This is a genomic window from Sphingomonas sp. (assembly GCF_041661825.1).
Classification (GTDB): Bacteria; Pseudomonadota; Alphaproteobacteria; order Sphingomonadales; family Sphingomonadaceae; genus Sphingomonas.
On record NZ_JBAZTU010000004.1, the window covers coordinates 205,828 to 227,022 of the forward strand.

Genomic DNA, 21,195 nt, shown 5'->3' on the forward strand with positions numbered 1-21,195 from the left:
TCCGGGCGAGGTGCCCGGCGGTTCAGGCGCCTTGCGGTGCCGGGGTTCCGAACGGACCCTTGGGGCGCCGCGTGCGCGGGATCGAGGTGCCGCCGGCCGGGACCGGAGGCCCCTTCGGGCCGCTGTCGATCCGGCCGATTTCCTCGCCGGCGATCAGCTTCTTGATCTCGTCGCCCGACAGCGTCTCGTACTCAAGCAGCGCGCCGGCCAGCAGATGGAGCTGGTCGATATGCTTGGCGAGCAGTTCCTTGGCGCGATTGAGGCCGCCTTCGACGATCGTCTTGATCTCGTCGTCGATCAGCTGCGCAGTCTGGTTCGACATGCGCATCGGACGGCTCGACGAATAACCCAGGAAGCTCTCGCCCTCCGGCTCGGCATATTCGAGCGGGCCGAGCTTGTCGGACATGCCCCAGCGCGTGACCATGTCGCGGGCCAGGCCCGTGGCGTACTGGATGTCGCTCGACGCGCCCGACGAGACCTTGTCGTAGCCGAAGATCACTTCCTCGGCGACGCGCCCGCCCATCGAGACGGCCAGGTTCGCGTACATCTTGTCGCGGTGATAGCTGTACGAATCGCGTTCCGGCAGCCGCATGACCATGCCGAGGGCACGGCCGCGCGGGATGATCGTCGCCTTGTGGATCGGGTCCGAGGCCGGCTCGTGCAGCGCAACGATAGCGTGACCGGCCTCATGATAGGCAGTCATGCGTTTCTCGTCCTCGGTCATCACCATGGAACGCCGCTCGGCGCCCATCATGACCTTGTCCTTGGCTTCCTCGAACTCGGCCATGGCGACCAGCCGCTTGCCCTTGCGTGCCGCGGTCAGCGCCGCCTCGTTGACGAGGTTGGCAAGATCGGCGCCCGAAAAGCCCGGCGTGCCGCGCGCGATGACGCGCGGATCGACGTCGGGCGCCAGCGGCACCTTCTTCATATGGACCTGCAGGATCTTCACCCGGCCTTCGATGTCCGGGCGCGGCACCACGACCTGGCGATCGAAGCGGCCCGGACGCAACAGTGCGGGATCGAGCACGTCGGGACGGTTGGTCGCGGCGATGATGATGATACCTTCGTTCGCCTCGAAGCCGTCCATCTCGACCAGCAGCTGGTTCAGCGTCTGCTCGCGCTCGTCGTTTCCATTGCCCAGCCCGGCACCGCGATGACGGCCGACTGCGTCGATTTCGTCGATGAAGACGATGCACGGCGCGGACTTCTTGGCCTGTTCGAACATGTCCCTCACCCGGGACGCGCCGACGCCGACGAACATCTCGACGAAATCCGAGCCCGAGATGGTGAAGAAAGGCACGCCCGCCTCACCCGCGATGGCGCGGGCCAGCAGCGTCTTGCCGGTACCGGGCGAGCCGACCAGCAGCGCGCCCTTGGGGATCTTCCCGCCGAGACGCGCGAACTTGGTCGGGTCCTTCAGGAACTCGACGATCTCCTGCAATTCCTCGCGCGCCTCGTCGATGCCGGCGACGTCGTCGAAGGTCACCTTGCCCTCGCGTTGAGTCAGCATCTTCGCGCGGCTCTTGCCGAAGCCCATCGCGCCGGAGCCCGAATTCTTCTGCATCTGGCGCAGCACGAAAAAGGCGATGCCGAGGAACAGCAGGAACGGGAGCGACTGGACCAGCAGATACTGCCAGATCGGCGGACCTTCCTCGGGCTTGGCCGTGATGGCCACCTTGTTCTCGCGCAGGCGATCGGTCAGGCGCGGATCGGACGGCGCATAGGTGCGGAACTTGCTGGAATCCTTCAGCGTACCGGTGATCACCTCGCCTGCGATATTGACCTCCTGGACGCTGCCTGCCTGGACGCGGTCGAGGAAGGACGAATAGGAGATCGTGCTGTTCGCCGCCGGCTGAGTGCGACCGTCGATCAGCGTCACGAACAGCGCAAGCGCGACGAGGATGCCGACCCAGATCAGCAGGCTCTTCATCCAGGGGTTGCCGCCCCCGTTGTCCGGGGTCTGCTGCTTGTCATTGTCGTTCATGGGTATCCAGTACCTTTCACGCTACAAGATAAGCCGTGCGAGGTTAATGGCAATGGAACAACGCAACGCTTTCGTTGATCAGTGTGATCGGCGCGGCGGGGCCAGTTCGAAGCGCCAGCGTGGGCCTGCACGCGCCGCCACCCCGGCCAGGGTGCCATGCTCGCCGGCATCGAGCCCCGCCACCAGCCGGTCGAGCCCCGTACCGCTCCAGTCGCCCTGCAGGTCGAATTCGAATCGGAGATAGTCGATCGCCCTGAGGACAAGACGGCGGCGCAGTTCATAGGGGACGCCGTCAACGTCGAGCCACACCGTCTCGTGATGGTCGATATCGGCGCGGGCGCGCCATTCGCGTGCCGCGACCCATTCGAGCGCGTCCTCGGCATGGCGCAGATTCTGCGCGGCCATCGCCAGCCGTTCCGACGGCAGATCGCGCGACGCAGCGATCAGCTGACGGATTCGGCTGCGGTCGAAGCGCGGATGCACGTTGGACGGATCGGCGACCGGGACGATGCCCGCCGCCGTGACGATCCCGGCGAGTTCGCCATGCGACCAGCCGAGCAGCGGCCGGAGCAGGCGCGGGCCGGGAAAGCCGCCCGGGAAAGCCTGAGCCGCCGCCATCGCCGCCAGCCCACCCACGCCGGCGCCCCGGCGCGCGCGCATCAGGAACCCCTCGGCCACATCGTCGCGGTGGTGCGCGGTGGCGAAGAACTCGACGCGCCAGGGGCGATCCCCGCGCACCGTGCCGGACCCGGCCCAGAGCCCGAGCAGGCCGTAGCGCGCACCGCGTGCCTGATCCTGCAGATTGCCGCTGACGATCAGATGGGCCGGCGCCGTCAGCACGGCGTGCGGCACGCCGAGCCCGTCGCAGATACCGGCGACGAACGCTGCCTCATCGGCCGCCTCGGGCCTTAGGCCGTGATCGACCGTCGCCGCTTCGACCAATCCCGGGTAGGCCGCTGCGGCGAGCAGCAGCAACGCGAGGCTGTCAGCGCCGCCCGACACGGCCACACCAAGCTTGCGGCCCGGCCCAGGCGCTCCTTCCCCCAGCTGCTCGAAATCGCGCTGGAATCGCGCGACGAGTGCCGGATCGGGGCCGCTCACCTCACTTGCACTTCGCCTCGGTACGGCCGCGGGCTATGTCCGCCTTCATCGTCGCGCTGATCTTCGCCTCATAGACGTCGCTCAGCTCGCCATAGACCTTGCAGGCATCGGCCGGTTTGCCGAGCTTCATCAGCGCTTGAGCGAGGTAATAAAGGCTGTCCGGCGCCCGCTCGCCATCAGGCATCTTCTTGTAATTGTCGTAGAAGGCGATCGAGGCGAGCGAGGGCTTGCCCTCGTCGAGATAGGAACGGCCGAGCAGGTTCTGCGCATAGCTGGCGCGCTTGTGCTTGGGATAGGTGGTGACGACCTTTTTCAGCTGCACCTCGGCCTCGGGGTAGAACTGGCCCTGCCACAGCCGATAACCATAGAGATAGGCGTCCTCGGCCGGATCGTCGCTGACCGGCTTCTCGACTGCGGCCAGCTTCTGCGCGCGCGCCGGATCCTTGGCGCCGGTTGCGGGTGGCGGCGTCGTCGGCTTGGCCGGTGTCGTGACGGGTGGCCTGGGTGTCGCCGTTACCGGCGCGGTCGTGCCGCCGACCGGCGCCGCGATCGGGCCGGCACCGGGTGTCAGGCTACCACCGGTCGACGACGCATTCTCTTCGAGCACCCGCAACCGCGCATCGATCGTGCGCTTGTAGGTGTTGAAGGCATCCTCGATCTGCCGAATCTTGTGCTGGTTGGTCTCGATCTGGCCGGTCAGGCTGGTGATCTGCGATTCGAGCGAGCTCACGCGGGCGTCGAGATCCGCGACCGGGCTGCCCGAGGGGCTGCCGGGAATATCCGGGTTCTGCTGAGGCGCGGTGATGTCCGGCTGGACATATTGGTCGCGCCCGCCCGGGAACACCTTGCGCTGCACCGCGCGCATCTCGCTTTCGAGCCGGCCGACGCGGCCCTCGATCGCGCTTTGCGCCTGGGCGGCGACCGGCACCAGGCCGAAGCCCGCCACCATCATCGCCGTCATCGTCGTCATCACAAACTTACGCATATACACCCCCCGGTGCGGTGAACGTCCGGGTATAGCTGACACCATCATCCTGTCGCCACCCTTAAGGTGCCGTGGTTGGGGCAGGCGCCGGCGCGAAAGCCGGCGGCACCGGCGGCGCGGTCGGCGTCGGGCTCGGCGCGGTGGCCGCCGGCGTGCGTTGCGCACGCGGCGTCGACCGCGTCACGGGCGTACGGGTCGTCGTCGCGGGCGTGCCGGTGGCAGTCGCCGGCGTTGCCGAAGCGGTCGGGAGCGGGATGCCGTTCGCCCGGGCCTGCAGCGCCGCAGCGCCGATCGGCACGTCCTTGATCGCGACCTTGCCGTCGCCCAGCGGCGCGACCAGCGATCCGTTGAGCATCACCTGCAGCTTGTCCGGTCGGCCGATATTGATCATCGGGTTATTGGCATTGGCGGGCACGTCGTAGCGGTCGCCAGGCTTCAGCGTGTTTTCGTACAGCGTCGTGCCGGTCGCGTCATAGACCCGCATCCAGACATCGTCGGTCGCGGTCAGCGTCACCTGTCCGCTCGCGGCCGGGGTCGGCGTCGCAACGGGCGCGGGTTCCTCGACATTCTCGATCGGCGCCGGGATCACCTCTTCGGTACGAAACAGGGTGGTGCCGTACCACAGGCCCGCGCCGATCAGCAGCAGCACCGCAACGATCGCCGTGATCAGCGCGATTCCGCCCGTCGGCACCTTCGATGCCTCAGTCACCTCATAGGCTTCATATTCCGTACGGCGCACGCCCTGGTCGTTCTGGGCGCGCACGTCGCGTGCGATCGCGACTTCGTCGGCACCGACCGCCCGGGCATAGGCCTTGGCGAAGCCGACCGAATACGTGATCGACGGCAGCGCCGCGAAATTGCTGGTCTCGATCGCCTCGAGCTGACGGATCGGAATCCGGGTGCGCGCCGCGATCTCGGCCAGCGACAGACCCTGCGCCTCGCGCGCCTCACGCAGGCGTTCGCCCGCGGTTTTGGGGAACAAGGTCGCTTCTTCGCCGGGATCGGTGTCGGTCATGCTTGTCTCCGGCGAGGCAGGTTGCGGCCTATATGATTTTCCCGCGCCGCCGCGTGTCTCACAAAGGGACCGCGCTGAGTCAACGGCCTGCAGTTCCGCCCGTCACACTATCATGCCAGTTCGACGCCGCTTTTGGCCGCCCAGGCCGTCAGCGCCCCGCGCATGTCGCGCGGCGGCTTCGCGAGCAGTTCGTCCATGAACGCAATCAGCGCGGCCCGATCGAGCGAGCGCACCATCGCCTTGATCGGCCCGACCGCGGCCGGCGTGATCGACAGCCGGTCGATGCCGAGCCCGATCAACGCCATCGCCTCGAGCGGCCGCCCGCCCATCTCGCCGCATACGGCAAGCTGCACGTTCGAGGCCCGCGTCGGCGCGACGAGGCGGCGCAGGAATCGCAGGATCGCCGGACTCAGCCAGTCGTAGCGCTCGGCAAGCCGCGGATTGGCCCGATCGGCGGCGAACAGGAACTGGGTGAGATCGTTGGTGCCGACCGACAGGAAATCCACATTGGGCAGCAACAGGTCGAGCTGCTCGGCCAGCGCCGGCACTTCGAGCATCGCACCGTAGCGGATCTCGGCGGGCAGCTTGCGGCCGCGCGCGTTCATCCACTCGCGCTGCGTTTCGAACAGGGCGCGGGCCTCGTCGAACTCCCAGGGCTCGGACACCATCGGGAACATCACGTTGAGCGTCCGCCCCGCCGCCGCCTCGAGCAGCGCGCGCGCCTGCACCTTCATCAGGCCCCCGCGATCGAGCGCGAGCCGAAGCGCGCGCCAGCCCATCGCCGGATTCTCCTCGTCGGCGTCTTCCTTGTTGAGATAGGGCAAGGCCTTGTCGCCGCCGATATCGACGGTGCGGAAGATCACCGGCCGGTCGCCTGCCGCCTCGAGCACGTCGCGGTACAGCCGCTGCTGACGTTCGCGCGCCGGGAGCGTCGCCGAGATCAGGAACTGGAACTCGGTGCGGAACAGCCCGATGCCGTCGGCCCCGGTCACGTCGAGCGCGGCGACATCGTCGCGGAGACCCGCATTGACCATCACCGTCACCCGGTGATCGTCCAGGGTGATCGGCGCCTCGGTTTTCAGCGCGGCAAAGGCGGCGCGGCGCTTCTGGCGCAGCTGCAGCTTGGTCTCGAACGCTTCCTCCATCGCGGCGGAGGGCCGCGCGAAGACATTGCCCTCGGTCACGTCGAGCAGCAGCAGGTCGCCCTCGCCGATCAGCCGGCGCACGCTCTTCACCCGGCCCAGCACGGGCACGCCCATCGCCCGCGCGACGATGGTGACGTGCGCGGTGAGCGAGCCTTCCTCCAGCACCACGCCCTTCAGCCGGCGGCGATCATATTCGAGCAGCTCGGCTGGCCCGAGGTTGCGCGCGATCAGGATCGTGTCCTGACGCAAGCCCATTTGCGCCGCGGTGCCCATCTGGCCGGAAACGATGCGGAGCAGCCGGTTGGACAGGTCCTCGAGATCGTGCATCCGGTCAGCGAGCAGCGGATCGTCGATCTGGCGCATGCGCATGCGGGTGCGCTGCTGGACGCGCTCGATGGCGGCCTCGGCGGTCAGGCCTGAATCGATCGCCTCGTTGATCCGGCGGCTCCAGCCTTCATCGTACGCGAACATCTTGTAGGTCTGCAGCACCTCGTCATGCTCACCGCCGACGCCGAACTCGGCCTGCGCCGCCATGCGCTCGATCTGCTCGCGCATCTTGTCGAACGCGGCATAGACGCGGTGGCGCTCCGCCTCGGTATCTTCGGCGACGGTATGCTCGATGGTGATGCGCGGCTGGTGATAAACGGCATAGCCGCTGCCCATGCCGTCGACGAGCTTCAGCCCCGGCACGCGCATCGCGGCGGTCGATTGCGGGCGCGCCGAGGCAGCCCCGCTCGCATCGGCCAGGTCGGCATTGGCGATCAGTTCGCTCAGCACCATGGCGACGGTCTGCAGGGCTTCGATCTCGACATCGTCATATTTATGGGGATCGGCGTGCTGAACGCACAGCACGCCCACCGCACGTTCGCGTCGGATGATCGGAACGCCGGCAAAGCTGTGGAATTTCTCCTCGCCGGTTTCGGGCTTGTAGGCGAAATCGGGATGCGACGCCGCCTCGTCGAGGTTCAACGTCTCGACTTCCTGCGCGATCGTGCCGACCAGCCCCTCGCCCATGGCGAGCTTGGTGACGTGGACTGCCTCCTGCGCCAGCCCGCGCGTGGCGTAGAGCTCGAGCACGCCGTCGCGCAGCAGGTAGATCGAGCAGACCTCGCTCGACATCGCTTCTCCGACGATCTGCACCACTGAATTGAGCTTCGCCTGCGCCGTGGTGCGCGACGCCATCAGGTCGTGGAGGCGGACGAGGATCTCACGGGCAGAGGCGGCGGCGCTGGGCATGGTCTGGCGCTATCAGATTGTGAGGGGCTGGGCCATAATGCTGCGCAACAAGAAAGGCTCGTGCAGCAAGAAGTTGAAACTAGTCGAACAGCCCGTCCTGCGAACTGGCTGGCGGGTTGAGCCCGAGATGCTTCCAGCCGCCCGCATTGAGCATCCGCCCCCGGGCGGTGCGCGCGATCAGGCCGAGCTGGATGAGATAGGGCTCGATCACTTCCTCGACCGTGTCGCGCGGTTCGCTCAGCCCGGCCGCCAGCGTCTCCACCCCGACCGGGCCGCCGCGATAGACGTCGGCGATCATCATCAGATAGCGCCGGTCCATCGCATCAAGGCCGAGCTTGTCGACTTCGAGCCGGTTGAGCGCCGCATCCGCTGCCACTGCGTCGACCGTCTCGCGGCCCGCGACATTGGCGAAATCGCGTACGCGCCGGAGCAGCCGCCCGGCGATGCGCGGCGTGCCCCGCGACCGGCGCGCGATCTCGTGCGCGCCATCGGGCGAGACATGCAGATCGAGCAGCGACGCTGCTCGGGTGACGACCTTCTCCAGTTCGTCGACGGTGTAGAAATGAAGCCGCACCGGAATGCCGAACCGGTCGCGCAACGGCGTCGTCAGCAGCCCCTGCCGCGTCGTCGCCCCGACCAGGGTAAAGCGCGGCAGGTCGATCCTGACCGAGCGCGCCGATGGCCCTTCGCCGATCATCAGGTCGAGCGCCCGGTCCTCCATCGCCGGATAGAGCACTTCCTCGACCGCCGGCGCGAGCCGGTGGATCTCGTCGATGAACAGCACGTCGCCATCCTCGAGATTGGTCAGCAGCGCCGCCAGATCGCCCGACTTGGCGATGACCGGTCCGGAGGTGGCGCGAAAGCCGACGCCCATTTCGCGTGCGATGATCTGCGCCAGCGTGGTCTTGCCCAGGCCGGGCGGGCCGAAGAACAGCACATGGTCGAGCGCATCGCCGCGCGACTTCGCCGCCGCGATGAACACACGCAGATTCTCCCGCGCCGCCTTCTGCCCGACGAATTCGTCGAGCGTCTTCGGGCGCAACGCCGCGTCGATATCCTCGGGCTTGCGCGCGGGCGTCAGGATGCGGTCGCTTTCAGTCACTGAGCGGCGATAGCGCGCGGATGCTGGCGGGGGCAAGGCGCGCGCACTATGAGGGCGCGATGAGCGAGCTTCCCGACCTGTATCTCCCTGCCGCGATGGCCGGCCCCCTGATGGACGCGCTGGAAAAGCGCTTCGTCGTACACCGCGACAATCCGCCACCCAGCACCCGCGCCATCGTCGGCGGCGGATCGGTTATGGTCGACCAGGCGCTGCTCGACCGGCTCCCCGCGCTGGAGATCGTCTCGATCAACGGCGTCGGGTACGAACGGATCGATCTCGACGCAGTGCGTGCCCGTGGCGTGCGGGTGACGACCACGCTCGATATATTGACCGACGATGTCGCCGATCTCGCCATCGGGCTGATGCTGGCGGTCGACCGGCGGCTCGCCTTCAACGACCGCACGGTGCGGGCCGGCGGCTGGAACGTGCCGCTCGGCCGGCGCTCCAGCGGGCGACGCATCGGCATTTTCGGTTTCGGCACGATCGGCCAGGCGATCGCCAGACGCGCCGCGGTGTTCGCCAGCGAAGTGCTCTACACCGCCCGGCACGAGCGGGCAGATTCGGGCTATCGCTTCGTGCCGGAGATCGGTGCGCTGGCCGAAGCCTGCGACACGCTGATCCTGATCGCGCCCGGCGGCGACGCGACGCGCAACATCGTCAATGCCGAGGTGCTGGCGAAGCTGGGCAGGAACGGCGTGCTGATCAACGTCGCGCGCGGCAGCCTGGTCGACGAGCCGGCGCTGATCGCAGCGCTGGCCGATGGCACCATCGCCGGCGCAGGCCTCGACGTGTTCGCCGACGAGCCGCATGTCCCGGAGGCGCTGAGGGAAATGGATCAGGTCGTGCTGATCCCGCACCAGGGCAGCGCCACGGTCGAAAGCCGCACGGAAATGGCGGCGCTGGTCGTGGCCAATCTCGATGCTCATTTCGCCGGAAAGCCGCTGCTCACGCCGATCGTCTGAGCAGGCGGACCTTCTCTTTTCCCATCGGCCCGCCGCAGCGGCGCCGTCATCTACCCAGCGCGCGCGCCGTCTGCAGCGTATCGGCATATTGCTGGAAGCTGGCCACCTTGCCGTCGACCAGGCGCCAGACATGTGCGAACTGTGCGTCCATCGCCGTGCCGGTGGCCTTTGCCACGCCGCTGTAGCGGCCGAGCGCCACGACATGATCGCCGGCATCGAGGATCTGGTCGGGCTTTGCCGCGAATCCGTCCCAGTCGCCGGCGATCTGCCCGAACACCCCGGCCAGGATCGCCTCCGGCCCGATATGGGGATTGGTGACGGCGTAGGGATAATTCTCCGCCTCGTTCCACTCGATGTCCGGATGCATCGCGCCGAAGATGCCGGGCAGGTCGCCGGTCCTGAACGCGTCATAGATGCCTTGCACGACTGCAACGTTGCCCATCGTCCATCCCCTGTCGATTATCACGTCAGGCTATCGCTTTTCCCGGACCGCGCAAGCGATCCTCAGGCCCTGGACGCCTTGCGCAATGCCAGCCGAACCAGCGCATCGAGCGTGGCGCCCGAGCCGAGCTCCTCCTCCGCAGCGGCAACCGCCGCGCTCGCCTCCGCGGGGCGAAAGCCGAGGTTGAGCATTGCCGAGATCGCATCCGCCCCCGCACCGCTCGCCGCGATCGGAGTCGCGCCGCCGATCGCGACCGCGCCGATCTTGTCCTTCAGTTCGCGCACGATGCGTTCGGCGAGTTTCGGCCCGACGCCGTTGGCCCGCGCGACCATCGCCTTGTCCTGCGCGGCGATGGCGCGGCTGAGATCGGCAGGATCGAGCGCCGACAGGATGGCCAGCGCGACGCGGGCGCCCACCCCCTGCACGCCCGTCAGCAGCCGAAACCAGTCACGCTCGCTGGCGGTGGCGAAGCCGACCAGGCGGATGAAATCCTCCGCCACCAGCATCTCGGTGTGCAGCATCGCCGCTTCGCCCACCGGGCCGATCGCGGCCAGGGTCCGCGACGAAGCCCCGACGAGATAACCGACGCCCCCGACATCGATCACCGCATGGTCGATGCCGAGGGAGTCGAGGCGGCCTTTGAGATGGGCGATCATGATGACGGACTAGGGGATGCGCCGCGCCGACGCCAGATGATGCGCGTGGCAGATCGCCACCGCCAGCGCGTCAGCCGCGTCGGGGCCGTCGATCTTCACGCCCGGCAGCAGGCGCGCGACCATCGCATGGACCTGCGCCTTCTCGGCAGCACCGGTACCGACGACGGCCTTCTTGACCAGCCGCGCGGCATATTCGCCGACCTCGATCCCCGTGCGCGCCACGGCGCACAGGACGACGCCGCGCGCCTGACCGAGCTTCAGCGTCGATTGCGGGTTGGCGTTGACGAACACTTCCTCGACCGCCGCCGCGTCGGGCGCATGATCGACGATCAGCGCCCCCAGCATCGCATCGAGATGCGCGAGCCGGCGCGGCAGGGTCGCGGCGCTGTCGGTCTTCAGCCGGCCATTGGCGAGGTGCGACAACCGGTTGCCCTCGGCACGGATCAGCCCCCAGCCGGTCGTGCCAAGGCCAGGGTCGAGGCCGAGGATGATCATATCCTCCCCGGCGCGGGGAGGATTGAGATCAACCCAGCTTCTCCAGCACGGCGTCGGACACGTCGTAATTGCCCCACACCTGCTGCACGTCGTCATCCTCGTCGAGGACGTCGATCAGCTTGAACAGCAGCCCGGCATCGTCCTCGCCGACTTCGACCATGGTCTGCGGCTTCCAGGCGAGCTTCGCGCCCTCGGGCTCGCCGAGCACCGGGGTCAGCGCCTTCACGACTTCGTGCAGCGCTTCGTTCGAGGTCCAGATCTCATGGCCGTCATCGCCCGATTCGACATCCTCGGCACCCGCTTCGAGTGCGGCCTCGAACACTGTGTCGGCGTCGCCCGCGCTCGCCGGATAGGAGATCAGACCCATCCGGTCGAAGCCATGGCTCACCGATCCGCTCGCGCCCAGATTGCCGCCATTCTTGGAAACGGCGACACGTACGTTGGTCGCGGTGCGGTTGCGGTTGTCGGTCAGCGCCTCGATGATCAGCGAGACGCCGCCAGGGCCAAAGCCCTCATAGCGGATCTCCTCGTAATTCTCCCCGTCGCCCCGCTCGGCCTTGTCGATCGCGCGCTGGATATTGTCCTTGGGCATCGACTGCGCCTTGGCGGCGTTGACCGCCGCGCGCAGCCGCGGGTTCATGTCCGGATCGGGCGTGCCCATCTTCGCCGCCACGGTGATTTCGCGGCTGAGCTTGGAGAAGGCGGCGGACCGTTTCTTGTCCTGCGCGCCCTTGCGGTACATGATGTTCTTGTATTTGGAATGGCCTGCCATGGGACGTCCTGAAAACTAACCGTTCGAGCTGAGCTTGTCGAAGCCCTGCCCTTGCTGCACCTGAGGTAGAAGAAAGAACAGTCCTTCGACAAGCTCAGGACGAACGGAAAAGGGTGGCTTAGTCGAGTCCGAGCGCCGCCTTGTAGGTATCGAGCAGCATCTCGGCTTCGTCGCGGTGATGCTTCTCCATCTTGCGCAGCTTGACGATCGTGCGGATCGTCTTGGTGTCGAAGCCGTTCGATTTGCATTCGGCGTAGACGTCCTTGATGTCGTCCGCGATGCCCTTTTTCTCTTCCTCGAGCCGCTCGATGCGCTCGATAAAAAGGCGAAGCTGGTCGGCGGCGATCACGTCGCTCATGAAATAGTCCCCGGAGTTGATTCGTTGGAAAGGTGGGCGGCTTTAGGACAGCGCGGCGGCCCCGTCACGCATTCTTCGCGACGCTCTCCGCCATGCGTGCGAGTTGCTCGGGCGTCGCTTCGCCCTGATGCTGCGCCTTCCACTGCGCATAGGGCATGCCGTAGATCGCTTCCCGCGCGCCCTCCTTGTCGAGGGCGCCGTCGGATGCCTCCTGCACCCAGTCCGACAGGCAGTTGCGGCAGAATCCGGCGAGTCCCATCAGATCGACATTCTGCGCATCGCCGCGATGGCGCAGGTGCAGGACGAGCCGGCGGAAGGCGGTCGCCGCCACGGCATCGTCGATCGTCTCCAATTCGGCCATTTTACACGCTCCACGGTTGATCCCCCCGAGATAGGGGTTAGAGCCAAGCGCGCACAAGCCGAGGAACGCCGTGACATGACCAAGGCCATCAGCCCCCGATCGCGAAAGGTGCGCATCCTCGCGACGCTGGGCCCCGCAAGCAGCACCGCCGAGATGATCGGCAAGCTGTTCGAGGCAGGCGCCGACGCTTTCCGCGTCAATATGAGCCATGGCGACCAGGCGTCGAAGGTGGCGGTGATCCAGGCGATCCGCAGCCTCGAAAAGAAATATGGCCGCCCCACCACGATCCTCGCCGATCTGCAGGGCCCGAAGCTGCGCGTCGGCAAATTCGAGGGCGGGCGGACCGAACTGGTCACCGGATCGACCTTCATCCTCGACCGCGACAAGACGCCGGGCGACGCGACCCGGGTCGAGCTGCCCCACCGCGAGATCTTCGAGGCGATCGAGGTCGGTGCGCGGCTGCTGCTCGACGACGGCAAGCTGGTGCTGCGCGTCGAGAGCCACGAGGAGAAGAAGATCGTCACCACCGTGGTGGTCGGCGGCGCGCTGTCCAACAACAAGGGGCTGAACGTGCCCGATGTGGTGGTGCCGATGGCGGCGCTGACCGAGAAGGACCGCAGCGACCTGGCCTTCGCGATCGACCAGGGCGTCGACTGGATCGCGCTCAGCTTCGTCCAGCGCCCCGAAGATCTGGCGGAGGCGCGCAAGCTGATCCAAGGCAAGGCCGCGCTGATGGCCAAGATCGAGAAGCCCTCGGCGATCGACCGGCTCGAGGAGATCGTCGAGCAGTGCGACGGGGTGATGGTCGCGCGCGGCGATCTCGGCGTCGAGCTGCCGCCCGAATCGGTGCCGCCGCTGCAGAAACGCATCGTCGAGACCGCGCGCCGCCTCGGCCGGCCGGTGATCGTGGCGACCCAGATGCTCGAATCGATGATCACCGCACCGACTCCGACCCGGGCCGAAGTCTCCGACGTCGCCACCGCGGTCTATGACGGGGCGGACGCGATCATGCTCTCGGCGGAGAGCGCCGCGGGTGCCTGGCCGATCGAATCGGTCGCGATGATGAATTCGATCGGCGAAGCGGTCGAGCGCGACCCGATGCACGGCGACCGCATCCATTTCACCGTCACCCGCCCCGACCCCACCACCGCCGATGCCCTGGCCGAGGCCGCGAAGAACATCGCCGCGACCGTCACCGCGGCGGCGATCATCTGCTTCACCTCCTCGGGCTCGACCGCCCGCCGCGTCGCACGCGAACGGCCCTCCGTACCGCTGCTGGTACTCACCCCGAAGATCGAGACCGCACGCCGGCTCGGCCTGCTATGGGGCACGCACGCGGTGCATACCCGCGACGTCGAATCCTTCGAGGACATGGTCGCCAAGGCCAAGCGCATGGCGCTGCGACACAATATCGCCAAGGCCGGCGACCGGGTGATCCTCATCGCCGGCGTGCCGTTCCGCACGCCGGGTTCGACCAATGTACTGCATGTGGTTCGAGTGATCGGCGACGAGTTGAAGGGCTATTCGCACTAGAATTTGCAGCGCGTGCCGCCCGGCTATAGTATGTTTCGTACTATCGGGAGGATAGCGGGATGAGGATATTCTGGCTGGCCGGGCTCGTCGCATCGCTGGCCGCGCCGGCAGCCGCGCAGCAGACGCCGCCCGAGCAGTGGCACACTGTCCTGGCGCCCTCTCCCAATATTGCCATCGGCAAGCGCACGGTCACCATCCCGGGTGAGAAGGGCACGAGCTTCCAGGCCGATGTCTATGCCCCCGCGGGCACGCCGCGCGGCGCGATTGTCTTTATCAGCGGCACCGACAATGCCCGCGCCTGGGGCAATTATATCGACCTGGCGAAGCTCGCCGCCGAGCATGGGCTGATCGGCATCATCCCCGACAAGCGCTGGCCGCGCGGTGGCGGTAGCGCGGCGTTCGAGACCTCGCATGCCGATACGATTGCGTTGTTGAAGGCGCTGGGCACGGGCGGCGAGATCGGCATCGGCGCCGACCGGACCTGCGCGTGGCTCTTTTCGGGCGGCGGCGTGCAACTGGCGGCGGTCTTCGATCCGGCGGCGCAGCAGCTTGCCTGCACGATCGGCTTCTATCCCTATTTCGGCGGCCCGGACGGGACGCCGGCGGAGGCATGGGCGCGCACCTATCAGCCGCTCGACGCCTTTCGCGCGCACGCCGCGACGCGCCGCATGCCGATGCTGTTGGTGCGGGCCGGCAAGGACAGCGAGGGGCTGAACCGGCGGCTGGGCGATTTCGTCGGCGCGGCATTGGCGGCGAATTACGATCTGCGGCTGATCAACCTGCCCGACGCGGTCCATGCCTTCGACCTGCTCGACGACACCGACTGGTCGCGCGCCGCGCTACGCGAGGCGTTCGATTTCGCGGTGACACAGACGGCGCGTTAGCGCGACAGCACGCCCAGCCGGACCAGATCGGCGCGCAGCGCTTCGGCATCGGTGAAGACCAGGCCGTTCATGCCGACGCCGTTCGCCGCCGCGACATTGTCCTCACGGTCGTCGATAAACACCGCCTCGCCCGGCTGGAGGCCGAAGCGGTCGAGCGCGAGGTGGTAGATGGCGGGGTCGGGCTTCACCAGCCGCTCGTCGCCCGAGACGACCACGTCGCGGAACCGGTCGAAGATCGCGGCCTCGCGGTCGCGGAACGGCTTCCAGAACTCGCCCGAGAAATTGGTGATGGCGTAGAGCGGCACGCCGGCCGAATCGATCTCCGCGACCAGATCGGCCATGCCCGGGATCATGCCCGGGATCGTCTCGCTGAAGCGCGGACCCCAGAGCGCGATCATCTCGGCATGCTCGGGATGTTCTGCGCTCAGCTCAGCCGAGGTCTCGGCGAAGGGGCGACCTTCGTCGTGCTGGAAATGCCATTCCTTCGTCGCGACGTCGCGCAGGAACGCATCGAGCGCCCGATCGTCCTCGATCAGGCGCTCGTAAAGGAACCTCGGGTTCCAGTCATACAGGACGTTGCCGACGTCGAAGACGACGGCAGCCGGCCGGCTCACTTAACCCTGGCGGGCCTTGAAGCGGCGGTTCGTCTTGTTGATGACATAGGTGCGGCCACGACGGCGGATCACGCGGTTGTCGCGGTGACGGCCCTTGAGCGACTTCAGGGAATTGCGGATCTTCATGATCGATTCGCTTCTTTGATTCTCGGGTTTTGGAAAGAGGCGCCCGCATATGGACGAGAGGGTCCCAAGTCAACCCGCGCGACACGGAACCCGGATGTGTCTATCGTGCGTTATCGGCTTACAGCGTTACAGTGACGCAACGATCGGTTCGAAGGATATGGCAGGATGACGGCGGCACGGACATTGCTCATCGCACTCGCAGCAACCGGTCTGGCAGGGAGTCTCGCAGGATGCGCCACCACCGTCAGTGGCCCGGTGCAGGTGACGCGTTTCCATCTCGGTGCCCCGCTCGAGCGGGGCACCGTTACGGTCGAACCGCTGCCTGGCGGCGGGCCGGCGAGCCTCGAATTCTCGACTTATGCCTCGGCGGTCGAAGCTGAGCTGATCCAGTCGGGCTATACCGCGGCGCCTGCCGATGTGCGCGGCCAGTATCTCGCGGTAGTCGGCTTCACTCGCACCACGCTGGAGGGACCGCCCAAGCCCCCGCCGTTCAGCATCGGCCTGGGCGGCGGCACCTATAGCGGCGGCCGCGGCGGCGGTGTCGGGATCGGCGGCGGCGTCTCCATCCCGATCGGCAAGAGCAAGTCCCGCTATGTCGTCGCGACCGAGCTTTCGGTGCAGATCCGCCGGCGCAGCGACGGCACCGTCATCTGGGAGGGCCGCGCCCAGACCCAGGCCGACGACAAGGCGCCCGAGGCCCAGGCGAATGTGGCGGCGGGCAAATTGGCCCATGCCCTGTTCCTGGGGTTCCCCGGCGAATCGGGTCGTTCTATCACGGTCAAATGAGCATTCAGATCAACGCCGCCTTCGATGGCGGCAATATCCGCCTGGTCGCCATCGCCGGAGACCGAATCGACCTGGAGATCGTCCACGATCACCAGTCGGACTTTTTCCAATGGTTCTATTTCCGCGTTGCCGGCGCGAAAGGTCGCAAGCTGACCTATCGCATCGTCAATGCGGGGTCGTCGGCCTATCCGTTCGGCTGGCCGGGCTACAAGGCACGCGTCTCGACCGATCGGATCGACTGGCGCATGGCCGAGACGCGCTATGCCGATGGCGTGCTGGAATTCGACTGGGAAGGTGACGGCGAACTCGTCTGGTTCGCCTATTTCGCGCCCTATACGATGGAGCGCCACGACGCGCTGGTCGCCGCGACCGCGCTCCAGCCGGGCGTCACCCACCGCCAGCTCGGCCAGTCGCTCGACGGCCGCGCGATCGACTATTTCCGCATCGGCGAGGGGCCGAAGCAGGTCTGGCTCTACGCGCGCCAGCATCCCGGCGAATCCATGGCCGAATGGTGGATGGAGGGCGCGCTCGAGCGGCTGACCGATAGTGAGGACGCGGTCACCGCGGCACTGCTCGCCAAGGCGACCTTCCATGTCGTGCCGAACATGAACCCGGACGGGTCGTTCCGCGGCCATCTGCGCACCAATGCCGCCGGCGTGAATCTCAACCGCGAATGGCACGAGCCGACCGCGGAGAAGAGTCCGGAAGTGTTGTGCGTGCGCAATGCGATGGACGAGACCGGCGTGGCCTTTGCGATGGACGTGCATGGCGACGAGGCGATCCCCGCCAATTTCCTCGCCGGCTTCGAGGGCATTCCGGGCTGGACCGACGCCCTTGGCGAGAAATACTACGACTATGCCCGCCGCCTCGCCGCCCACACCCCCGATTTCCAGATCGAGAAGGGCTATGAGAAATCGAGCCCGGGCAAGGCCAACCTCACCATGTCGACCAACCAGCTCGCCGAACGCTTCGGCGCGGTGGCGATGACGCTGGAAATGCCGTTCAAGGACCATGATCCGAACGCGGACCCCGAGTTCGGCTGGTCGCCGGAACGGAGCAAGCAGCTCGGGCATAGCTGCCTCGAAGTGCTGGCCGAGGTGATCGACTCGATCTGAGGCGTCAGAAGAGCTCCGCCAGGAAGTCCTTCATCGCTTCCCAGCTCCGCCGGTCCGCGCGTTCCTCATAAGCGACGCCGGGCCGGGTGGAGCCCTTTGCCGAGTGATCGGTAAAGGCATGGCCAGCATTGCCATAGGCATGGATCTGCCAGTCGGCCCCACCCTCGGTCAGCTCGCGGCCAAGCGCCACCACGGCGTCGGGCGGCGCCAGCGGATCGTCCCAGCCATGGCAGACCAGCAGCTTCGGCTTGATCGGGGTCGTGCTGGCATAGTCGGGCCGGTCGTAGACACCGTGGAAGCTGACACAGCCAAGCGTGTCGAGCCCTGCGCGCGCGATGTCGAGCACGCATTTGCCGCCGAAGCAGAAACCGATCGCGGCGGTCTTTGCCGGGTCGACCCGGTCGAACCCCTTCAGCGCATCGAGCGAGGCCTGCAACCGGTCACGCAGCAGCGGACGATCAGCGTTCATTTCGTTCATATAAACCGCCATGTCGGGCGACTCATGCGTGGTGCGCTTGCCCTGCCCGAACACGTCGCAGGCGAACCCGACATAGCCGAGCTTCGCCAGCGCCTCAGCCTTGAGATTGTCGGCTTCCTTCTGTCCGCGGATATTGGGCACGACGAGCACGCCCGGCCGCATCGTGGTGATCTCGTCCTCATAGGCGATCACGCCCTCGAACGGCCCGCCCGGCCCGTTATACACGAGTGTCTGCCGTACGATCGCCATGGAGATTCTCCTTTGGCGGCCAGATGCCATGCCGCGAAGGTGCGCCGCAAGTTGCCTCGCACGCATCAATCGCTAGAGACGGGCGCGTCATCCTCGCCTCGGGAGAAACCATGCCCACCCTCGTCCTGATCCGCCACGGCCAGTCCGCCTGGAACCTGGAGAACCGCTTCACCGGCTGGTGGGACGTCGATGTGACCGAGAAGGGCGCCGAGGAAGCGCGTGCGGCAGGCCGGCTGATGAAGGAGAAGGGCCTGGACTTCGACCAGACCTTCACCTCGCTTCAGACCCGCGCGATCAAGACGCTCAACCTCGCGCTCGAGGAAATGGGGCGGCTGTGGCTGCCGGTCGAGAAGGACTGGCACCTCAACGAGCGGCATTATGGCGGCCTGACCGGGCTCGACAAGGCGGAGACCGCCGCCAAGCATGGCGACGCGCAGGTCCATATCTGGCGCCGCAGCTTCGACATCCCGCCCCCGCCGATGGAAGCGGGCGGACCGTTCGACCTGTCGCAGGACCGCCGCTACGCAGGGATCGCCATTCCCGACACCGAGAGCCTGAAGGACACGATTGCGCGCGTGCTGCCTTATTGGGACGGCCGCATCGCCCCCGCGCTCAAGGCCGGGCAGCGCGTACTGATCTCGGCGCACGGCAATTCGCTGCGCGCGCTGGTCAAGCATCTGTCGAACATTCCGGACGACGAGATCACCAGCCTGGAGATCCCGACCGGCCAGCCGATCGTCTACGAGCTGGACGACGCGCTGAACGCGACCGATCGCTATTATCTGAGCGAGCGCTGACTCGAAACGTAAGTAAGTTGCCCTGACCGCGTCCCACGGTTAGGAAACCGCTCCTTTCACCGGGGTAGCTCATGACGGATCATCCCCTTGTCGGCATCATCATGGGCAGCGCGTCCGATTGGGACACGATGCGCCATGCCGCGGATGCGCTCGCGGCACTCGGCGTGCCGCACGAGACCAAGGTCGTGTCCGCGCACCGCACCCCGCAGCGGCTCTACGATTATGCCGCCCAGGCCGAGCATCGCGGGCTGAAGGTGATCATCGCCGGCGCGGGCGGCGCGGCGCATCTGCCCGGTATGGCAGCCGCGATGACGCATCTTCCCGTGCTCGGCGTGCCGGTCGAATCCAAGGCGATGAAGGGCATGGATAGCCTGCTCTCGATCGTCCAGATGCCCGGCGGCGTGCCCGTCGGCACGCTCGCGATCGGCAAGCCCGGCGCGAAGAATGCCGGCCTGCTCGCCGCCGCGATCCTCGCCACCAGCGATGCGCTGCTCGCCGAGCGGCTGAAGAAGTGGCGCGCCGCACAGACGGACAGCGTGGTTACCGACCCCGAATGAGTGCGCTCCCTCCCGGCTCGACGATCGGTATCCTCGGCGGCGGCCAGCTCGGACGGATGCTCGCGGTCGCAGCGGCGCAGCTCGGCTATCGTACCCAGATCCTCGCCCCTGACGCCGAGAGCGTCGCGGCACAGACCGCCTCCAGCTTCACCCGCGCCGATTATCACAGCCGCATCATCCTCGACGAGCTCGCCGCTTCGGCCGATGTCGTCACTTACGAGTTCGAGAATATCGCGATCGAGCCGATCCAGTACCTCGCGACGAAGCTGCCGGTGCACCCTGCCCCTGCCGCACTCGAAGTCGCGCAGGACCGCGCGACCGAGAAGAGCTTCGTCGACGGGTTGGGCGGCCGCACCGCCCCGTGGCGCAAGGTCACGACGCTCGCCGAGCTGAAACAGGCACTGGCCGAGATCGGGGCGCCGGCGATCCTGAAGACCTTGCGGCTCGGCTATGACGGCAAGGGCCAGGTCCGCCTCCACATCGTGGACGACGCGGAAAGCGCCTGGGCCGAGATCGGCCAGCGCCCCGCGATCCTCGAAGGCTTCGTCACCTTCAGCCACGAATTCTCGATCATCCTGGCGCGCGGCGCGGACGGCGCGATAGTCAGCTATCCGCCGCCCTGGAACCAGCATGTCGACGGCATTCTCGACCGCTCCTCGCTGCCCGCCCCTGCCGAGATCGCGCGGCACTGGACCGAGGCGGCGGCGCTTGCCGGGCGCGTCGCTGACACGCTCGGCTATGTCGGCGTGCTGACGCTTGAGTTCTTTGCGACCGAGCAGGGCCCGGTGTTCAACGAGATGGCGCCCCGCGTCCACAATTCGGGCCACTGGACGATCGAGGGCGCGGTCACTTCGCAGTTCGAGAACCATATCCGGGCGATCTGCGGCCTGCCGCTCGGCGACACCGGCCTGATGGCCCCGCGCGTCGAGATGGAGAATCTGATCGGCGAGGACGCCAATCGCTGGGCGGAGATCCTCGCCGAGCCGGGCGCGCATCTGCACCTCTACGGCAAGACGGTGCGGCCGGGCCGCAAGATGGGCCATGTGACCCGGCTGGCGCGCTGACAGAAAAGCCCGCCTTCCTTGCGGAAAGCGGGCCTCTTCATGTCATCAGAGCCGGCAGATCAGCCGGTGCGCGTGCCCGTCAGCGGGAAGCTGCCGAACGCGCCGGCGCCGACCGATCCGGTCAGCGTGTCGCCGTCCGCGGTCGCGGTGCAATCGAGCGTCATCGGCATCGGCACGGTGATGTTCATGCTCCAGTGGATGGTGTCGCCGTCCACGGTGCCGTTGATGTCGGTCGAGCCCATCGCGCCGGTGTTCGTGCCGGTGAAGGTGCCGCCATCGGCCTTGACCGTCAGCGTCATCTTCTGATCGCCGAGCGGCGACTTGACCGTCGTATCCCAGGTGCCGTCGATTCCAGCCATATCGTCTCTCCTGATCTGA

At 67.0% G+C, this 21,195-nt stretch carries 24 protein-coding genes; 8 read left to right on the plus strand and 16 right to left on the minus strand.

Features of this window, described 5'->3' with window-relative positions:
• Nucleotides 1-22 precede the first annotated feature (22 nt).
• From ftsH to ruvB, 6 genes are all read right to left on the minus strand, one after another.
• Nucleotides 23-1,984, minus strand: a complete 1,962-nt coding sequence (gene ftsH / locus WC729_RS19550) for an ATP-dependent zinc metalloprotease FtsH (RefSeq protein ID WP_372855895.1) — start codon at nucleotides 1,982-1,984, stop codon at nucleotides 23-25.
• A 78-nt stretch (nucleotides 1,985-2,062) separates the two neighbouring features.
• Nucleotides 2,063-3,085: a tRNA lysidine(34) synthetase TilS gene (gene tilS, locus WC729_RS19555; protein WP_372855897.1), complete on the minus strand. Its 1,023-nt coding sequence runs from the start codon at nucleotides 3,083-3,085 to the stop codon at nucleotides 2,063-2,065.
• 1 nt (nucleotide 3,086) lies between these two features.
• The gene (locus WC729_RS19560; protein ID WP_372855899.1) at nucleotides 3,087-4,070 is read right to left on the minus strand and encodes a hypothetical protein; all 984 of its coding nucleotides are present in this window, start codon (nucleotides 4,068-4,070) and stop codon (nucleotides 3,087-3,089) included.
• A 61-nt stretch (nucleotides 4,071-4,131) separates the two neighbouring features.
• The gene (locus tag WC729_RS19565) at nucleotides 4,132-5,085 is read right to left on the minus strand and encodes a helix-turn-helix domain-containing protein (protein WP_372855901.1); all 954 of its coding nucleotides are present in this window, start codon (nucleotides 5,083-5,085) and stop codon (nucleotides 4,132-4,134) included.
• Nucleotides 5,086-5,195: 110 nt separating this feature from the next.
• Nucleotides 5,196-7,466, minus strand: a complete 2,271-nt coding sequence (gene ptsP / locus WC729_RS19570) for a phosphoenolpyruvate--protein phosphotransferase (protein WP_372855903.1) — start codon at nucleotides 7,464-7,466, stop codon at nucleotides 5,196-5,198.
• A gap of 79 nt (nucleotides 7,467-7,545) precedes the next feature.
• Nucleotides 7,546-8,568, minus strand: a complete 1,023-nt coding sequence (gene ruvB / locus WC729_RS19575) for a Holliday junction branch migration DNA helicase RuvB (protein WP_372855905.1) — start codon at nucleotides 8,566-8,568, stop codon at nucleotides 7,546-7,548.
• 59 nt (nucleotides 8,569-8,627) lie between these two features.
• Between ruvB and WC729_RS19580 the strand changes: the two genes are divergently transcribed.
• On the plus strand, nucleotides 8,628-9,530 hold the full coding sequence (locus WC729_RS19580) for a 2-hydroxyacid dehydrogenase (RefSeq protein ID WP_372855907.1): 903 nt from the start codon (nucleotides 8,628-8,630) through the stop codon (nucleotides 9,528-9,530).
• A gap of 46 nt (nucleotides 9,531-9,576) precedes the next feature.
• Here WC729_RS19580 and WC729_RS19585 read toward each other — a convergent pair whose 3' ends face one another.
• The 6 genes from WC729_RS19585 to WC729_RS19610 form a co-directional block, all read right to left on the minus strand.
• The gene (locus WC729_RS19585) at nucleotides 9,577-9,972 is read right to left on the minus strand and encodes a nuclear transport factor 2 family protein (RefSeq protein ID WP_372855909.1); all 396 of its coding nucleotides are present in this window, start codon (nucleotides 9,970-9,972) and stop codon (nucleotides 9,577-9,579) included.
• 62 nt (nucleotides 9,973-10,034) lie between these two features.
• Nucleotides 10,035-10,628, minus strand: coding sequence for a Holliday junction branch migration protein RuvA (gene ruvA, locus WC729_RS19590; protein WP_372855911.1), 594 nt, complete (start codon nucleotides 10,626-10,628; stop codon nucleotides 10,035-10,037).
• A 9-nt stretch (nucleotides 10,629-10,637) separates the two neighbouring features.
• On the minus strand, nucleotides 10,638-11,123 hold the full coding sequence (gene ruvC / locus WC729_RS19595; RefSeq protein WP_372855913.1) for a crossover junction endodeoxyribonuclease RuvC: 486 nt from the start codon (nucleotides 11,121-11,123) through the stop codon (nucleotides 10,638-10,640).
• 28 nt (nucleotides 11,124-11,151) lie between these two features.
• A complete protein-coding gene (locus WC729_RS19600; protein WP_372855915.1) occupies nucleotides 11,152-11,895 on the minus strand; it encodes a YebC/PmpR family DNA-binding transcriptional regulator in 744 nt (247 codons plus the stop codon).
• A gap of 118 nt (nucleotides 11,896-12,013) precedes the next feature.
• On the minus strand, nucleotides 12,014-12,253 hold the full coding sequence (locus WC729_RS19605) for a DUF2312 domain-containing protein (protein WP_372855917.1): 240 nt from the start codon (nucleotides 12,251-12,253) through the stop codon (nucleotides 12,014-12,016).
• A gap of 64 nt (nucleotides 12,254-12,317) precedes the next feature.
• Entirely contained in the window at nucleotides 12,318-12,614 is a 297-nt protein-coding gene (locus tag WC729_RS19610; RefSeq protein WP_372855919.1) for a DUF1244 domain-containing protein, read from the minus strand.
• Between the two features lie 75 nt (nucleotides 12,615-12,689).
• Between WC729_RS19610 and pyk the strand changes: the two genes are divergently transcribed.
• Both pyk and WC729_RS19620 read left to right on the plus strand, forming a co-directional pair.
• On the plus strand, nucleotides 12,690-14,147 hold the full coding sequence (gene pyk / locus WC729_RS19615) for a pyruvate kinase (RefSeq protein WP_372855921.1): 1,458 nt from the start codon (nucleotides 12,690-12,692) through the stop codon (nucleotides 14,145-14,147).
• Nucleotides 14,148-14,206: 59 nt separating this feature from the next.
• On the plus strand, nucleotides 14,207-15,031 hold the full coding sequence (locus tag WC729_RS19620; RefSeq protein ID WP_372855923.1) for a dienelactone hydrolase family protein: 825 nt from the start codon (nucleotides 14,207-14,209) through the stop codon (nucleotides 15,029-15,031).
• On the opposite strand, the gene WC729_RS19625 is transcribed toward WC729_RS19620, so the two are convergent.
• Nucleotides 15,028-15,645, minus strand: coding sequence for an HAD family hydrolase (locus WC729_RS19625; protein WP_372855925.1), 618 nt, complete (start codon nucleotides 15,643-15,645; stop codon nucleotides 15,028-15,030). The genes WC729_RS19620 and WC729_RS19625 overlap by 4 nt on opposite strands.
• Nucleotides 15,646-15,771, minus strand: a complete 126-nt coding sequence (gene ykgO / locus WC729_RS19630) for a type B 50S ribosomal protein L36 (RefSeq protein WP_004210176.1) — start codon at nucleotides 15,769-15,771, stop codon at nucleotides 15,646-15,648.
• A gap of 165 nt (nucleotides 15,772-15,936) precedes the next feature.
• Here ykgO and WC729_RS19635 point away from each other — a divergent pair, with 165 nt between their 5' ends.
• On the plus strand, nucleotides 15,937-16,557 hold the full coding sequence (locus WC729_RS19635; protein ID WP_372855930.1) for a DUF4136 domain-containing protein: 621 nt from the start codon (nucleotides 15,937-15,939) through the stop codon (nucleotides 16,555-16,557).
• Nucleotides 16,554-17,672, plus strand: coding sequence for a M14-type cytosolic carboxypeptidase (locus WC729_RS19640; RefSeq protein WP_372855932.1), 1,119 nt, complete (start codon nucleotides 16,554-16,556; stop codon nucleotides 17,670-17,672). Before WC729_RS19635 ends, WC729_RS19640 begins: the two co-directional genes overlap by 4 nt.
• Before the next feature lie 4 nt (nucleotides 17,673-17,676).
• Here the strand turns inward: WC729_RS19640 and WC729_RS19645 are convergent, their stop codons facing one another.
• On the minus strand, nucleotides 17,677-18,399 hold the full coding sequence (locus tag WC729_RS19645; protein ID WP_372855934.1) for a dienelactone hydrolase family protein: 723 nt from the start codon (nucleotides 18,397-18,399) through the stop codon (nucleotides 17,677-17,679).
• 110 nt (nucleotides 18,400-18,509) lie between these two features.
• Between WC729_RS19645 and gpmA the strand changes: the two genes are divergently transcribed.
• The 3 genes from gpmA to WC729_RS19660 all read left to right on the plus strand — a co-directional run bounded on the left by gpmA (nucleotide 18,510) and on the right by WC729_RS19660 (nucleotide 20,817).
• Nucleotides 18,510-19,196 carry a 2,3-diphosphoglycerate-dependent phosphoglycerate mutase gene (gene gpmA, locus WC729_RS19650; RefSeq protein ID WP_372855936.1) on the plus strand — a complete coding sequence of 229 codons (687 nt, stop codon included), beginning with the start codon at nucleotides 18,510-18,512 and terminating at the stop codon, nucleotides 19,194-19,196.
• 71 nt (nucleotides 19,197-19,267) lie between these two features.
• The gene (gene purE / locus WC729_RS19655) at nucleotides 19,268-19,753 is read left to right on the plus strand and encodes a 5-(carboxyamino)imidazole ribonucleotide mutase (protein ID WP_372855938.1); all 486 of its coding nucleotides are present in this window, start codon (nucleotides 19,268-19,270) and stop codon (nucleotides 19,751-19,753) included.
• Nucleotides 19,750-20,817, plus strand: coding sequence for a 5-(carboxyamino)imidazole ribonucleotide synthase (locus WC729_RS19660; RefSeq protein WP_372855940.1), 1,068 nt, complete (start codon nucleotides 19,750-19,752; stop codon nucleotides 20,815-20,817). Before purE ends, WC729_RS19660 begins: the two co-directional genes overlap by 4 nt.
• Nucleotides 20,818-20,876: 59 nt before the next feature.
• Here the strand turns inward: WC729_RS19660 and WC729_RS19665 are convergent, their stop codons facing one another.
• A complete protein-coding gene (locus WC729_RS19665; RefSeq protein ID WP_372855942.1) occupies nucleotides 20,877-21,176 on the minus strand; it encodes a hypothetical protein in 300 nt (99 codons plus the stop codon).
• Between the last annotated feature and the right edge of the window lie 19 nt (nucleotides 21,177-21,195).

What these genes read in the sequence shown, in the direction of transcription:
- ftsH (WP_372855895.1), bottom strand. Translation starts at nt 1,984, where the DNA reads ATGAACGACAATGACAAGCAGCAGACCCCGGACAACGGGGGCGGCAAC.
- WC729_RS19560 (WP_372855899.1), bottom strand. Translation starts at nt 4,070, where the DNA reads ATGCGTAAGTTTGTGATGACGACGATGACGGCGATGATGGTGGCGGGC.
- WC729_RS19565 (WP_372855901.1), bottom strand. Translation starts at nt 5,085, where the DNA reads ATGACCGACACCGATCCCGGCGAAGAAGCGACCTTGTTCCCCAAAACC.
- ptsP (WP_372855903.1), bottom strand. Translation starts at nt 7,466, where the DNA reads ATGCCCAGCGCCGCCGCCTCTGCCCGTGAGATCCTCGTCCGCCTCCAC.
- WC729_RS19580 (WP_372855907.1), top strand. Translation starts at nt 8,628, where the DNA reads ATGAGCGAGCTTCCCGACCTGTATCTCCCTGCCGCGATGGCCGGCCCC.
- WC729_RS19585 (WP_372855909.1), bottom strand. Translation starts at nt 9,972, where the DNA reads ATGGGCAACGTTGCAGTCGTGCAAGGCATCTATGACGCGTTCAGGACC.
- ruvA (WP_372855911.1), bottom strand. Translation starts at nt 10,628, where the DNA reads ATGATCGCCCATCTCAAAGGCCGCCTCGACTCCCTCGGCATCGACCAT.
- ruvC (WP_372855913.1), bottom strand. Translation starts at nt 11,123, where the DNA reads ATGATCATCCTCGGCCTCGACCCTGGCCTTGGCACGACCGGCTGGGGG.
- WC729_RS19600 (WP_372855915.1), bottom strand. Translation starts at nt 11,895, where the DNA reads ATGGCAGGCCATTCCAAATACAAGAACATCATGTACCGCAAGGGCGCG.
- WC729_RS19605 (WP_372855917.1), bottom strand. Translation starts at nt 12,253, where the DNA reads ATGAGCGACGTGATCGCCGCCGACCAGCTTCGCCTTTTTATCGAGCGC.
- WC729_RS19610 (WP_372855919.1), bottom strand. Translation starts at nt 12,614, where the DNA reads ATGGCCGAATTGGAGACGATCGACGATGCCGTGGCGGCGACCGCCTTC.
- pyk (WP_372855921.1), top strand. Translation starts at nt 12,690, where the DNA reads ATGACCAAGGCCATCAGCCCCCGATCGCGAAAGGTGCGCATCCTCGCG.
- WC729_RS19620 (WP_372855923.1), top strand. Translation starts at nt 14,207, where the DNA reads ATGAGGATATTCTGGCTGGCCGGGCTCGTCGCATCGCTGGCCGCGCCG.
- ykgO (WP_004210176.1), bottom strand. Translation starts at nt 15,771, where the DNA reads ATGAAGATCCGCAATTCCCTGAAGTCGCTCAAGGGCCGTCACCGCGAC.
- WC729_RS19635 (WP_372855930.1), top strand. Translation starts at nt 15,937, where the DNA reads ATGACGGCGGCACGGACATTGCTCATCGCACTCGCAGCAACCGGTCTG.
- WC729_RS19640 (WP_372855932.1), top strand. Translation starts at nt 16,554, where the DNA reads ATGAGCATTCAGATCAACGCCGCCTTCGATGGCGGCAATATCCGCCTG.
- WC729_RS19645 (WP_372855934.1), bottom strand. Translation starts at nt 18,399, where the DNA reads ATGGCGATCGTACGGCAGACACTCGTGTATAACGGGCCGGGCGGGCCG.
- gpmA (WP_372855936.1), top strand. Translation starts at nt 18,510, where the DNA reads ATGCCCACCCTCGTCCTGATCCGCCACGGCCAGTCCGCCTGGAACCTG.
- purE (WP_372855938.1), top strand. Translation starts at nt 19,268, where the DNA reads ATGACGGATCATCCCCTTGTCGGCATCATCATGGGCAGCGCGTCCGAT.
- WC729_RS19660 (WP_372855940.1), top strand. Translation starts at nt 19,750, where the DNA reads ATGAGTGCGCTCCCTCCCGGCTCGACGATCGGTATCCTCGGCGGCGGC.
- WC729_RS19665 (WP_372855942.1), bottom strand. Translation starts at nt 21,176, where the DNA reads ATGGCTGGAATCGACGGCACCTGGGATACGACGGTCAAGTCGCCGCTC.